Annotated in this window: 13 protein-coding genes; 4 read left to right on the top strand and 9 right to left on the bottom strand. The window is 57.0% G+C overall.

Annotated elements, in window-relative coordinates; all coding sequences use genetic code 11:
* From D3Y57_RS07695 to D3Y57_RS07680, 5 genes are read right to left on the bottom strand one after another with little or no spacing between them, the layout of a single operon-like run.
* Positions 1-921, bottom strand: coding sequence for a polysaccharide deacetylase family protein (locus D3Y57_RS07695; protein ID WP_121152502.1), 921 nt, complete (start codon positions 919-921; stop codon positions 1-3).
* A complete protein-coding gene (locus D3Y57_RS20855) occupies positions 918-1079 on the bottom strand; it encodes a hypothetical protein (RefSeq protein ID WP_239025984.1) in 162 nt (53 codons plus the stop codon). The genes D3Y57_RS07695 and D3Y57_RS20855 overlap by 4 nt, the downstream gene beginning before the upstream one ends.
* 50 nt (positions 1080-1129) lie before the next feature.
* On the bottom strand, positions 1130-1810 hold the full coding sequence (locus tag D3Y57_RS07690) for a polysaccharide deacetylase family protein (protein WP_239025983.1): 681 nt from the start codon (positions 1808-1810) through the stop codon (positions 1130-1132).
* Positions 1807-2490, bottom strand: coding sequence for an isochorismatase family protein (locus D3Y57_RS07685; RefSeq protein WP_205590101.1), 684 nt, complete (start codon positions 2488-2490; stop codon positions 1807-1809). The genes D3Y57_RS07690 and D3Y57_RS07685 overlap by 4 nt, the downstream gene beginning before the upstream one ends.
* Positions 2487-3437 carry a hydroxymethylglutaryl-CoA lyase gene (locus tag D3Y57_RS07680; protein ID WP_121152501.1) on the bottom strand — a complete coding sequence of 317 codons (951 nt, stop codon included), beginning with the start codon at positions 3435-3437 and terminating at the stop codon, positions 2487-2489. Before D3Y57_RS07680 ends, D3Y57_RS07685 begins: the two co-directional genes overlap by 4 nt.
* A 92-nt stretch (positions 3438-3529) precedes the next feature.
* Here D3Y57_RS07680 and D3Y57_RS07675 point away from each other — a divergent pair, with 92 nt between their 5' ends.
* Genes D3Y57_RS07675 through leuD form a run of 3 tightly spaced genes read left to right on the top strand, consistent with a single transcriptional unit; the run spans position 3530 to position 6692 of the window.
* The gene (locus D3Y57_RS07675) at positions 3530-4675 is read left to right on the top strand and encodes a CaiB/BaiF CoA transferase family protein (RefSeq protein WP_205590100.1); all 1146 of its coding nucleotides are present in this window, start codon (positions 3530-3532) and stop codon (positions 4673-4675) included.
* Positions 4672-6075: a 3-isopropylmalate dehydratase large subunit gene (locus D3Y57_RS07670; RefSeq protein WP_121152500.1), complete on the top strand. Its 1404-nt coding sequence runs from the start codon at positions 4672-4674 to the stop codon at positions 6073-6075. The genes D3Y57_RS07675 and D3Y57_RS07670 overlap by 4 nt, the downstream gene beginning before the upstream one ends.
* The gene (gene leuD, locus D3Y57_RS07665; protein WP_121152499.1) at positions 6072-6692 is read left to right on the top strand and encodes a 3-isopropylmalate dehydratase small subunit; all 621 of its coding nucleotides are present in this window, start codon (positions 6072-6074) and stop codon (positions 6690-6692) included. Before D3Y57_RS07670 ends, leuD begins: the two co-directional genes overlap by 4 nt.
* 143 nt (positions 6693-6835) lie before the next feature.
* On the opposite strand, the gene D3Y57_RS07660 is transcribed toward leuD, so the two are convergent.
* The 4 genes from D3Y57_RS07660 to D3Y57_RS07645 form a co-directional block, all read right to left on the bottom strand.
* Positions 6836-7531 (bottom strand): LssY C-terminal domain-containing protein, encoded by a 696-nt coding sequence (locus D3Y57_RS07660; RefSeq protein ID WP_162987039.1) that lies wholly within the window; start codon positions 7529-7531, stop codon positions 6836-6838.
* Between the two features lie 11 nt (positions 7532-7542).
* Entirely contained in the window at positions 7543-7707 is a 165-nt protein-coding gene (locus D3Y57_RS20140; protein ID WP_162987038.1) for a hypothetical protein, read from the bottom strand.
* A 964-nt stretch (positions 7708-8671) separates the two neighbouring features.
* On the bottom strand, positions 8672-9742 hold the full coding sequence (locus D3Y57_RS07650) for a tyrosine-protein phosphatase (RefSeq protein ID WP_121152497.1): 1071 nt from the start codon (positions 9740-9742) through the stop codon (positions 8672-8674).
* Positions 9743-9812: 70 nt separating this feature from the next.
* Positions 9813-12227, bottom strand: coding sequence for a TonB-dependent receptor (locus D3Y57_RS07645; RefSeq protein ID WP_121152496.1), 2415 nt, complete (start codon positions 12225-12227; stop codon positions 9813-9815).
* 378 nt (positions 12228-12605) lie between these two features.
* Here D3Y57_RS07645 and D3Y57_RS07640 point away from each other — a divergent pair, with 378 nt between their 5' ends.
* Entirely contained in the window at positions 12606-13040 is a 435-nt protein-coding gene (locus D3Y57_RS07640; RefSeq protein ID WP_162987037.1) for a PqqD family protein, read from the top strand.
* Positions 13041-13043 lie beyond the last annotated feature (3 nt).

Raw genomic sequence — 13043 nt, 5'->3', positions numbered from 1 at the left:
TCAGCTTGCGGTCCAGGCATCCACGATGTCGCCCGTGCTGGCGAACCAGCTACCCTGCTGGGCCGCAAGGTCGCCAATAAGGCTTTCCAGCGCCCCGATGCGAAAGGGGAGGCCGGTCACATAGGGCGTGAGTTGGATAGGCAGCATCCGTCCACCAAAACGCGCCGCTTCTCCAGCCAGCAGCGTATAAGCGTCGCGGATCTGTCCGGCGAAACTGTCCACCGATTGCTGCTGCACCGTAATGACCTGCCGGTCCGATAGTTCATGATTGATGGGCACGTTGATGATTTCACCGGAAGCGGTCGACATCCGATAGGGCAATTCGTCGTTCACCCAGTCGCAATGATATTCAAAGCCCGCCTCGGCCAGCAAACGCGGCGTGTTGAAACTTTGCGAACGCGCGATCGACTGCCATCCACGCGGACGCTTGCCCGTCACACGTTCCAGCACTTCGACCGATCGCTGGATCAGTGCGCTCTCATCCGCTTCGGAAAGGCCGCTCGCGATGGTCCCATTCATATCCGTGGAATGTGCGATGATCTCATGCCCGGCGGAAACCACATCGTGGATCAGGTTGGGGTAACGCTCGGCAATCGCCGCATTGGCCGCCACGGTTGCTTTTACGCCCGCCTTTTCGAAAGCATCGAGCAGCCGGTAGATACCCACGCGCGTGCCATATTCGCGCGCGGTATAGTGCCGGTAATCAGGGTAAGCGGTCTGCATATGGCCCGGCGCGCGGAAGGGTTTGTCCTCCGGCGTGATCGGAAACCATTCGAGGTTGACCAGAAACGCGACCGCCACAGTCTTTCCGTTCGGCCACGCGATTGGCGGACGTTCGAACATATTGGACCAGGGATAAAGGTCGTGATCCATGCCCCTGCGGCGTTTCGGATATTCCAGATAGCTGGGGTCGAGGGTCATGCACTGGTTCCCGAAGTTTGAGCCAGATAGTGATCGGCAATGTCGCCCGATCGGGTAATCCACGCGCGGCCGTCGGCGGCGATGTGCCTCAACACTTCCTCGAACGGGCCGATCCGGTGGGGCTGGCCGATCAGATAGCTGTGCAGCGGAATGCACATCACGGTTCCCGATTCCGCACCCTCGGCGGCGAGCCGCTCGTACTGGCGGATCAGGGTGTCGGCATATTCGCGGGGGACATATTATAGACGAAGAACCCGTAATGATCGTTCACCTCGATGCTGTAGGGCATCGATATCAGCGTTCCCGATTTTACATGGACCGGCTGTGGCTGATCGTCGTGATACAGGTCGCAGGTATAAGTCATCCCATATTCGGCAATCAGATCGAGCGTGCGCGGTGTGTGCGTCAGCGCGGGGGCGAGCCAGCCCTTGATCGTCTGCCCGGTCGCCTCTTTAACAGTGCGGATCGAATCCTCGATGATCGCGCGTTCCTGCGCCTCGTCCATGCCATAGCTGTAGCGCGTGTTGTAAATGCCGTGGCTGAAGAATTCCCAGCCCAGATCATTAGCGCTCTCAACGACTTCGGGAATGTGGTTGCAAAGCGCGACGGAGAGCGAAACCGACCCTTTGAAGCCGTGCTTTTCCATAACCTCTGCCAAACGCCAATGGCCCACGCGATTGGCATAGTCGCGATGGCCATAGCCGACGACATCGGGGTGCGGTTTGGGCCAGCTCTTACGATGAGGATTGGCGGGCGGATCGATCTCATAATATTCGAGATTTGGCGAAACCCATACGGCGACCGTCTTGCCCTCTGGCCATTCGATTTTCGCGCGGTTGCGGTACGGGTTATAGTCGTAAAGGCCGGGATCGGCCGCACCCTCTATCACGCGCGCGCCTCCAGCCAGTCGATCACTGTCTGCACCGGTTCAACATCGGCATATTTTAGCTGAAGATCGGTGAGGTTCGCGAAGTGATAGCTTTCATGTTTGTCCGCACACGTCTCGATCGGGACGATCGTGCGATAACCGCGACTGAGCGAATCCACAGCCGTGGCCCGGATGCAGCCCGATGTGGAGCCACCGGTTATCACAACCGTATCCACCTTGTGCCACACCAACAGACTTTGCAGCGGTGTTTCAAAGAACGCCGAGGGCATACGCTTGGTATAGATAGCGTCCTTGGCCTGATCGATCTCGCAGCGGTCATCAAATGCGTAGCGGCGCGACCCGAGCTTGATATTCTGAAGGCTGTCCGGCGTGTTCGTTCGCGTACCCCAGACACCCGCGTCGCTGGCGTCGTCCATATAGGCAACGTGCGTCCAGATCACCGGCATCCCGGCAGCCCGCGCGAGCTGTGAGATTGTGTTGGTATATTCGATCTGGCGCGGATCGGTTTCATACGCCGTCTTGAATTCATCGATGCGGGTATAGGCGTTCTGGAAATCGACATTCACGATCGCCAGTTTTTCACCGAACCCGAACTTGGTCCGGGCGGGGTTTGCCATTACCTCTTCGAACAATTGCCGCGCGGTCTTGCCATCGGAAACCATGCGTGTGCCAACCGTCATGCCAACTCCCTTTTCATGCCCTGTTTGGGCTTAAAACCGAGCGGGAGACCCGCGTCGGGTGTAAATCCGTAAAGTGGTTCGTCGGGCAACGCAGCCTTCAGAATCTCGCGCACCCGGAGCAGCGCCTGAATATCGATCCCCGTCTCCAGTCCCATTGCCTGAAGCATGAAGACCAGATCCTCGGTCACGATATTCCCGCTTGCTCCCGGTGCAAACGGGCAACCGCCAAGGCCACCCAGCGACGCATCCAACGTGGTCAGGCCTGAATCCAGTGCGGCAAGCGCGTTCGCCAAACCTAGTCCGCGTGTGTTGTGCAGATGGATGCCCGTCACCGCAGCGTCGCCGACGGTGCCTCTGACGAGCCTGATCATGTGCTTTACCGCTACAGGATCGGCAAACCCCGTCGTGTCGGACAGGCCAATTTCGTCGCAACCCGCGGCCATCAGCCCTTCTGCCAGTCGCGCGACCTGCACGTCGGGAATCATGCCCTCAAGCGTGCAGCCGAACACTGTCGAAAGGCTCCCCTCGAAATGGGGGCGACGGTCCGCTGGCAAAGCCCGGATCATCCCGGTGATGGCGCGGGCTTCGTCCAGAACCTGAACATGCGTCTTGCGTAAATTGGCCAGGCTGTGTGTTTCAGAGACCGACAAGGGCAGGGTGATCTTGTGTGCTCCGGCGGCGATAGCGGCCTCGGCGCCGCGCGCATTGGGCACCAGAACCGCGACGGTGAGGCCGGGAATCGTCCTTGCATGGGCAACCACCTCTGCCGTATCGGCAAGTTGGGGCAGGAGCTTGGCTGGCACGAAGCTGCCAACTTCGATTTCACGCACGCCCGCAGCGGCCTCGGCGTCGATCCATGCCTTTTTGGCGGCAAGCGGCATGATCGCGGAAATGCTCTGCAATCCGTCGCGTGGGCCGACTTCACTGATCAGAATATCGACACTCAAAACGCGGCTCCCATAGTTGCGTCGTTGCAATATTGTATTATTTCTATATCAAATGAACATCACTTGTCGAGAGTGGTTTAACGAGACGGGGCATGATGAACGACGAAGATTATCCATTGGCCGGCATTCGGGTCATCGAATTCACGCATATGGTCATGGGACCGTCCGTGGGAATGATATTGGGTGATCTTGGGGCCGATGTCATCCGGATCGAGCCTCCCGGCGGAGACCCAACGCGGCGACTGCTGGGTTCGGGTTCGGGATATTTTCCGATGTTCAATCGTAACAAGCGCAGCATTTGTCTTGACCTGAAGGCCTCCGGCGATCTCGCGACAGCCCGGCAACTGGTCGAAAATGCCGATGTCCTGATCGAAAACTTCCGACCGGGCGCGCTCGAGCGTCTTGGGCTTGGTTACGAAAGTTTTGCGCAGGGTAACCCCGCGCTGATCTATTGTACCGCGAAGGGTTTTCTCAGCGGTCCGTATCAGCATCGAACCGCGCTGGACGAAGTGACGCAGATGATGGGTGGGCTGGCCTATATGACCGGACCTCCCGGACGACCGCTGCGCGCGGGTGCGTCGGTCATTGATGTCACTGGCGGTATGTTCGGCGTGATCGGCATATTGGCGGCACTTCAGCGCAGGCACCGGACAGGTAAGGGTGGCGAGGTGAAATGCTCGCTGTTCGAAACGACTGCCTTCCTCGTCGGCCAGCATATGGCACAACAGGCAGTGACAGGAGAAGCAGCGCAGCCGATGCCCGTGCGCGTTTCCGCGTGGGCGATTTACGATGTGTTCGACACCCTGAATGCCGATGAGCAATTGTTTGTGGGCGTTGTCAGCGACAGCCAATGGGTCGCATTCTGCAAGTCCTTTGCGCTCGACGCGTTCGCCGCGGATGCGACGCTGGCAGTCAATAACGAGCGCGTTCTCGCCCGCGACCGCATAGTGCCGCAGGTTCGTGCGCTTTTCGCCGGGATGACGCGCGAGAGTCTTGTGGCAAAACTGGAGCAGATCGGCTTGCCATTTGCACCGATCACTCGCCCCGACGAACTGTTCGACGATCCGCATCTGAATGCTGGCGGGGGACTGGTGGACATTACCATTCCCGGCGGCGCGCCGACCCGGCTGCCCGCGCTTCCGCTGGAATTCGACGGTGTTCGCATGGGACTGCGCCACGATGTGCCCAACATAAATGGAGATCGTGACTCGATTCTGAAAGAATGCGGTCTGGTATGACCGGGACGATCTTTGAAAAGATCTGGGATATGCACCGGATCGCCACGATTGACGAAACGACCGATCTTGTCCTGATTGATCGCGTGCTGTTGCATGAACGGACGGGCGGCGTTGCCCTTGAAAGTCTGGCGGCCGCCGGGCGTCCCGTAAGGGCACCGAATCAGGCGTTCGTAACGATGGACCATGTTGTCGATACCCGTCCGGGCCGGACGGATGCGACGATTATGCCGACCGGCACCGCATTTATTACCGCTACGCGCGACGCGGCCATCGCCGCTGGGCTGACGCTCTTCGATCTGGGCGACCCGGATCAGGGCATCGTTCATGTCATTTCTCCCGAACAGGCAATCGTGCTGCCCGGCGTCACGCTTGTTTGTCCCGACAGCCACACTTGTACGCAAGGGGCGATGGGCGCGCTTGCATGGGGCATCGGGTCCACAGCCGCTGAACATGCGTTGGCAACTTCGACGCTCCGGGTGAAACGCCCGAAGACGATGCGGATCAGGATCGACGGGCAACTCGTCCAGGGTGTGACGGCAAAAGACCTTGCCCTGCATCTGCTCAGCCTTTTCGGATCGAGCGGCGGTTCCGGCTATATCGTTGAATATGCGGGTACGGCGGTCGAAGCGCTCGATCTTGAGGCTCGAATGACGCTTTGCAATATGGCGACCGAGTTTGCGGCGTTTTCTGCGATCATCGCGCCGGATGACAAGGTTTTCGATTATCTGAAAGGGCGCGCCTATGCGCCCAAGGGTGCGGACTGGGACGTCGCAATTGCGTCGTGGCGGTTGTTGCGCAGCGATGCCGATGCGGCATTCGACGCCGAATATGCCATCGATGCCAGCGATATCGCGCCGATGGTCACATGGGGTATAAGCCCGCAGCAGGCCGTCGCGCTGGGAAAGCCAGTTCCGGGATTCGAATCGGTGGCATCGCGCGATCAGCGTGACCTTTACGACCGTGCCCTGACCTATATGGATATCGAAGCGGGAATGCCGCTGATAGGATTGCCGATTGATGCCGCATTCATCGGATCGTGCACGAACAGCCGGTTATCCGATTTGCGGCGTGCGGCGGCTATACTGACAGGACGCAAGGTCGCGGCAGGCGTCAATGCGATTTGCGTACCCGGATCGACCGGGGTGCGTTTGCGGGCCGAAGCCGAAGGATTGCACCGAATATTCCTCGATGCCGGGTTCGAATGGCGAGAGTCGGGGTGTTCCATGTGCTTCTTTGCGGGCGGCGAAAGCTTTGGACACCGGCAACGGGTGATCAGTTCCACCAACCGTAATTTCGAAAGTCGTCAGGGACCGGGGACGCGTTCGCATCTGGCCTCGCCCGAAACCGTCGCGGCCTCCGCCATCGCCGGTGCTATTGCCGATCCGCGAGAACTGGCATGACGCCGTTCACGACTCTGACGGCGATCGCCGCTCCATTGTTGCGCGATAACATCGATACCGATGCGATCATCCCATCGCGTGAAATGAAATCGGTTTCTAAAACGGGTCTTGCCGACGGACTGTTCGCCGGGTGGCGCTATGTTGGCAACAGCGGTCGTGTGCCCGATACGAATTTCATTCTTAACGATCCACGCTTTGCCTCAGCCCGCATCCTGCTTTCAGGCGCGAATTTCGGGTGCGGGTCCAGTCGCGAACATGCTGCATGGGCGCTGGCTGAATATGGTTTCCGCGTGGTCATCGCTTCGTCGTTCAACCCCATTTTCCGGGGCAATTGCGTCAACAACGGCATTGTCCCGGTAGAGCTCGAAGCCCGCGTTATACGCAAGATTGCAGCCACGCTTGGTGACAACCCCGCAGCAGCCCCTGTGACAATCGATCTGGAACAGCGCTTGGTATCTACCAGTCGTGGCGATCACTGGACTTTTCCCATTGATGAGGAGGCACATCAAATGTTGCTGCACGGTCTGGACGCGATCGAACTGACGCTGTGTCATCGTGGCGAAATCGAAGCCTTCCGTACCCATGATTTGAAAATGCGTCCGTGGGTTTACCTTTAGGCTAAAATATCTGAATTTGGCCGTGGCCGGTCTAGGCTCAAAACTATGTGTAAGTCGTTGACCGGTGACCAATTGGGATCACACATTTGTGTGCAAGCGGCTGAACTCCAGGTATTTAAGACTGAGGTGCCCCGTGGTTCAGACTAACACCCAAGTTTGAGGGGCAGGACGGTGATCTTTCCATCGGTGAAATAGCGATCCCCGCCGCCGTTATGGCCTGATTGGGTCGCTCCGATGCCGGGCACCTTTGTAGGCTGTCCGGTGCGACCTGTCGCGACCAGCGCGTTGCTCAGGAAGTCCCGCTCGGCGTCGAGGTTCGGATCGATATGGTGGGTGGCGCGAAACGTATAATGATTGACACCGGCCGCGCGGTCAAAGCTGGCTGAGGCGAACCAGATCGTCCGATCATTCGTGTCCGAAGCGGCACCCGACCGCCAGAGGCGAACATGGTGACGCTCCTTCGCGCTGTTGCCGACTTCCTTTTCGAACGCAAAATCCTCACGCCGGCCCTCGAAATAGAGGGCGCTGACCGGGGCTGAGGGGTCGGGGCGGTGGAACGCCACGCTATCGACGATCTTCATGCTCGATCGAGCGGTGATACCACTTGCGGGGAGCCATCCGGCACGGTGAAAAAGACAGGCAACCTCGGTTTGTGACCCTTGCAGCGTGATGTTGATGGGGTCGCCGGGAATGCCCTGTTTGGTATGCGTAACCCAGACAATTCCCCGTGAACCCACACGGCGTTCATGGAATTGCCAGGCGCGCGGCAAGAGCGAGTAGCCCAGAAGGACCACGAGCAAACCTGAGAGGAAAACGACAAGCCCGCGATGTTTAGTCATACCGGTAGCGGTCAGTATTGTCCGTAAATCCGGACGGCAAGGACGTTGGCTGGCCCACGACCACGATTGTAGGCCCGGTTCGCGATATATTGATAGTCCAGTGTCGGATCCGCCCGCATCGCCAGCTTTTCTGCTCCAAAACGAACCGGCAGGAGCCATCCCTCATAATCAAGCATATGAGCAGCCGCAGCATGACAGCGAAACCCGCCGTTGTCGTTGCCCTGCACCCTGATAGGATAACCGATCCACACAAGCCTGCTTGATGAGAGCGGCAAACAGGAGGTCACATGCGTTCGAAGTTGCCGATAACGGTTACCGCTTTTCTATGCTCTCTAACGACGATTGCGCCCGTCTTCGCCCAGTCAACCGGACTGGAAGATATGGTTGGTGCGCGTGCTGGGCAGGCAGAGAATGAGCTTCAACGTCGAGGGTACCGCAATATGCGCGGCGAAAAGGGGGGCGACCGTAGTTACACTTATTGGTGGAACTCCGATCGCCGGCAGTGCGTGTCCATCGCGACCATGAATGGGCGGTACGACTCGATCACGCCAACAACATCTCCCGACTGCCGACAGTCGCCATTGAAGGATCGGGAGCGAGCGCCTCGCTATTTACCGCCAGCGCGTGACAATTATCGAGGGCGTTATGGAGGCGGCGGCGATCTCTCGCGCAACTGCAAGGCAGAAGCTGCTGCTGCTTTTGATCGCCGCCCTAGCGACATTACGACAAATGCACCTATTCGACAAAGAAACGGAACTATCGTGCAAGGTTGGTATGACAGGAACAAAGACACGCGGTTCTTCACATGCCGGTTCGATGAAGACAGTCGCTTCATTAGCGTGAATTAAAGCGCAGAATTGATGGTGGACGACTGTCTTCTTGCCAAGATTCAACCGTAAAATCGGACAGTCTTCAACTCACTACTTCCAGCCATCCACCAGATTGGTCTCAATCGATAACATGGAAGTGAAGGATAAGTATGAGGATTCAACTTATAGCAATGATGACGGCTGCAGCTATAACGGTGAATCTATGGACGGTCATTCACGAAGCATAGGGCCGACGGACGCTTTTTAACCATACTCTGGTATTTACAGACGTTCGCCGGATCAGATACTCCTGCCACCGACCGAAACCAGGTTACTGCAAGTAAATCCGACGCAGGTTGGCAATGTCTACTCTATTGAGCCCTATCTCTTTCTCGAGATATGAGTCTGTCGAGCCCCACCGCTTTTCAATTTCGTCAAAGGCGGACGACAGAAATGCTGTTCCATCTGCTTCCTTCAATGGCTGAGCAATCGCTGCGCGGGGGTCATCCTGATATTTGGCAAAGAGTGAGGCGGCAGGATCATTCGGATGCGCCACCAGATTGATCTTTGGCATTTCATTCACCGGCTTCCGATATTTTGTCGACAGATGATAGTCCTGGATGATCACATCACGCGGCGTTCCCAAGGCGCTTAGAATCATGGCCGTCACGAAACCCGTGCGATCCTGCCCGGCGGAGCAGTTATAGACGATCGGCCCATTTTTCGAGAGGAGATCATTGAACACGATCCGAAGATGTGGAGCCAGGAAAATCGGGAAGTTGCGGTACATCGCCCCGCCATTCCTAATTTCACCGCCGCCGCTTGCGGGTTTTAACAACGCTGCCATCGAATAGCCGACCGCTGTATAAGGTATGCCATCGATCCGCGTCGGCGCGAGCACGCGCTCTTCGCTGGAACGCAGATCAATCAATTGCTTCAACCCCAAAGCCTGGACCTGCTGCACGTCCGCATCGGTCAACATCGCCGAAGCGCCCGAGCGATAGATCAGCCCCCAGCGGACATGCTTTCCACCTTCGCCCGGATAACCACCGATGTCCCGGAAATTGGAACCGCGTTCCAGAGACAATACCCGTTCGGCAACAGTGACCACATGTTTGGTCTTCTCGTCGCGTAGCAGGAAATAGTGGCGATCGATTCCGGGGACATTTAGAACATAACGACCGTCATGATTATTATCCGATAGCAGCGTGGCCTGTTCGATACTGCCAGCAGGATTATCCGTTACAAACACATCAACCGGATCGCTATCGATCCATTCCACCGACAATTGTCCAGTTGCGATGCGTTCCACCTGCGCTTTGTCGACGGTTCCGGCGAAGGCTGTCTGGCTGGCGATCACAGCCGCCAAAGTGAAGAAGAGTGCGGAACGTTTAATCATCATTTGCGTCCTTAAAAAATTCGAACGTGTGAGCGGGCGCTATCCCATCAATAGATCGTGCCAGTTTGTGGATTTAAAACTTCATGTTCAGTTCGCCGCCAAGGGTCCGCGCATCATTGAAGAATCCGGCTACGCCACTCGTGGGAGCGCCGGACTTCAAGAATACATGCTGCTCGTTGAACAGATTGCGTGCCCAGACCGAGACGGTCATCTTGGTGTCGCTGTTGCCTAGCACGATGTCCGCGAGCGCAAGGCGTCCGTTGAAGATAAGCCCTGCATCGCCCTTGGGTTGCTTGTAGGTCACTGCGCGCGTCACCGAATTATAGGCCGAGTCCGTGTAGGCGCCATAAAAGCCCGAGTCATAGTTCCCATCAAGATGGGCGCGGATCGCAAAGCCATTCATGGGGATTTCATAATCGATCGAGCCGCTCGCTGAATGCGCTGGCGTATAGACCTGATAAATCGGAATTGGCACGGTAATGAGGACGCCACCTGTCTGTGGGAAGGGGTTGAGCGTGTCGGGGATCTTCACGCTGTTGTAGGAATAGCTCCCGGTCAAGGTGAGGCCGGATAGCGGCGCGAGCGTGAGTTCGGCTTCCACGCCCTTCAGTTTGCCAGTGCCAGGGGCATTGACCGTGTTGGTCGTGGTGCGCGTTGTCGCCACACGCACGCCATTGACGACATCCTCGTAAAGGCCGCTGAAATCGAGCTGAATGTTCTTATAGTGACCGTAATAGGCTGCCACGTTGAAGCGTGCGTGATGGTCGAAGAACTCGGTTTTGGCCCCGATCTCGAACATTGAGACCGTTTCCGGGTTGAATGGTTCATAATCCAGCGCACGTGAATTGGCGCCCCCCGATTTATAGCCGGTGCTCCATTTGCCATAGACGTGCACATCCCGCGTCAGATCGGCCGACAGGTTAATCATTGGATCGACCCGCGACCACGACGAATTAAGGCCGATCGGCCCCGACACGTTGACACCGTTGATCGGAATGACCGGTGGCGCATTGTTGACGATAAATAGCGAACCAACCTTCTTGTCCCGTGTGAAGCGGGCACCGACCGTCAGGTGGAACATATCTTCCATCAGCGCCGGTGTGTAGGTCGCCTGACCATAGGCGCCGATGCTGGTGGTCTTTACATGGCTGGCCCGATCGATGCGTTGCGTGGCAGGATCGATGTTCGCCGTAGTATAGGAGCTACCGTCGGCATTCGTGAACGTGTTGGTGTTGAACGCCTGCGCGTTGTCCGTCACCTTTTCCTGATAGAACAACGCGCCAAAAGCGTATTTCAGATGGTCGCCGAACTCACCGATCGCCTGGAATTCCTGGCTGATCTGATTCTGCTTGAAATAGGCGAGACTGTAACGTGAGAAGGCGAAGCTGTTGAAGTTGCCTGTCGGGTTGGCGGTCGTCAGCGCCTGCTGCATTGATGTGCTGCCCGAAGCATTGTCAAACTGGCTCTGAGTCAGCTTACGATAAGACGAAATCGATTTTAGCATGAGCGCCGGCGCTATCTGCCATTCGAGGTTGAGGCGCACGCCCTTCGACTTGCCAACGCTGGGCTGTTCGGGTGAACCGACCGCGGCGGTTTCCGCGCGACGATCCTGAATCTTGGCCGCCGCGGCGAGCTTGTTCGTACCAGGTGATAGCAATTGCTGATACAGCGTGGTCGTCGCATCGTAAGATACATCGCCCGCCAGATCGACCGTGAAGTTAGGCGATGGCTTCCAAAGCAATTCGGCATGAACGCCGCGCTTGTCATAACCGTTGAAGTCTGACGCGCCGGCAAGCGGGTTCTTGATCAGCCCGTCACGGTGACTGACGACGGCGTCGATTTTGAAGCTGACGTCATGGAATTCGGGCAAGTCAATATGGGTTTCACCTTTGTAGCTGCCGAAATTTCCGGCACCGACGGTCGTGTTCATCCTGAATTCGCCGCTCGGTCGCTTGGTGACGATGTTGACCGCACCGCCTTCGGTGTTGCGGCCAAACAGCGTGCCCTGCGGCCCTTTCAGTACTTCGATATTCTCGACGTCGTAGAGCGCGGCGCCCAATCCCTGTGGACGGCCCTGATAAACACCGTCGATATAGATGCCGACGCCTTGGTCACGCGCGGGCTGGTTGCTGTCTGACAGCACGCCAACGCCCCGGATGTTGACGATCAGCGCGCCCGGGCGCGAAAAAAAGGGTGCCACTCGCAATGACGGGATCGCGCCGTCGCCAAGGTCGGTTAGCGACTGGACGTGGCGATTGACCATGTCTTTTCCGCTGAGGACCGAAATGGAAATCGGCGTTGTCTGCAGGCTCTGCGGTCGCTTCTCGGCCGTCACCGTAATTTCTTCCAGCGACCCCGAATCCGCCGCGGCCTCCTCTGGGGCGGCATCAGCCGCCCGGGCAGGGTTTGCCGCTAGAGCAAAGCATAGTGCAAACAAAGTAGTAGCAGTCGGCGTTCTCTTGATCAGATGCGCATGATTAAAAAACATTGTGGAGCCCCCGTAGCGATTGGAGGCACTCCCATGGTAGCTATGTATTTCTCTATTGTTACATTTTAGGAACTTATTTATAGTTATTAGGTTATATTTTTCAGTAAATTAGTTTATTTCATTTATAAGACATTTAAACTGCACCTGAACGGTGAGTAGTGGGCGCTCTGTCGACATTTACTAACACCTGAATCGCAGGTGCGAGCTGAATGGGCTGATTTCCACAATTTTCTGGTATATTTTTAGAGAAAATGTCAAGCCGTTCCGTCTGCAACAGCGCGATATTGTCCCAAGGCGATACTGGATGTTCGCTTGACTGAAAGACGCCCCATGACCAAAATGTTACAGGCAAACTGCTGAAATAATTGGATGGGCAACATGAGCTTTGCTTTGGGAGCGCTGGCGATTGTCAGTGAGGTAATCGACGGCGAGGCAATCATCATCGATATGCGGTCGGGTAATTATTTTTCGACCGAGGCGCTCGGCGCAAAGCTATGGTTGGCTGCATTAGCGGGGCACGACCGGCAAACATTGCTTGCCAGCGTGATCGCGGCCTATCCAGACGCAGCGGAGGTGGGCACCGATGCCGATACCTTCCTGAACTTGCTCGTCAGCAACGGCTTGCTGGTCGAAACCGCATCAGGTGGTTCTGGGGCGGACGCGTCCGTCTGGCCGATCGGCGCATATGTTCGTCCGGAATTGCATCAGCATTCAGATATGCAGGATTTGATTATGCTCGATCCAATCCATGACGTCGATACGATGGGCTGGCCGACCCGACGCGAGGACACCGCTCCTTTCCACGCCTCCTGAGTA

The organism is Sphingomonas paeninsulae, from assembly GCF_003660165.1.
Taxonomy (GTDB): Bacteria; Pseudomonadota; Alphaproteobacteria; order Sphingomonadales; family Sphingomonadaceae; genus Sphingomonas_O; species Sphingomonas_O paeninsulae.
The sequence above is the reverse complement of the archived record's forward strand: the minus strand, read 5'-3'. Positions and strand labels throughout refer to the sequence as shown.

Coding starts and splice junctions, on each gene's coding strand:
- D3Y57_RS07695 (WP_121152502.1), bottom strand. CDS start 921: ATGACCCTCGACCCCAGCTATCTGGAATATCCGAAACGCCGCAGGGGC.
- D3Y57_RS20855 (WP_239025984.1), bottom strand. CDS start 1,079: ATGTGCATTCCGCTGCACAGCTATCTGATCGGCCAGCCCCACCGGATC.
- D3Y57_RS07685 (WP_205590101.1), bottom strand. CDS start 2,490: ATGACGGTTGGCACACGCATGGTTTCCGATGGCAAGACCGCGCGGCAA.
- D3Y57_RS07675 (WP_205590100.1), top strand. CDS start 3,530: ATGATGAACGACGAAGATTATCCATTGGCCGGCATTCGGGTCATCGAA.
- D3Y57_RS07670 (WP_121152500.1), top strand. CDS start 4,672: ATGACCGGGACGATCTTTGAAAAGATCTGGGATATGCACCGGATCGCC.
- leuD (WP_121152499.1), top strand. CDS start 6,072: ATGACGCCGTTCACGACTCTGACGGCGATCGCCGCTCCATTGTTGCGC.
- D3Y57_RS07660 (WP_162987039.1), bottom strand. CDS start 7,531: ATGACTAAACATCGCGGGCTTGTCGTTTTCCTCTCAGGTTTGCTCGTG.
- D3Y57_RS20140 (WP_162987038.1), bottom strand. CDS start 7,707: ATGCTTGATTATGAGGGATGGCTCCTGCCGGTTCGTTTTGGAGCAGAA.
- D3Y57_RS07650 (WP_121152497.1), bottom strand. CDS start 9,742: ATGATGATTAAACGTTCCGCACTCTTCTTCACTTTGGCGGCTGTGATC.
- D3Y57_RS07645 (WP_121152496.1), bottom strand. CDS start 12,227: ATGTTTTTTAATCATGCGCATCTGATCAAGAGAACGCCGACTGCTACT.
- D3Y57_RS07640 (WP_162987037.1), top strand. CDS start 12,606: ATGAGCTTTGCTTTGGGAGCGCTGGCGATTGTCAGTGAGGTAATCGAC.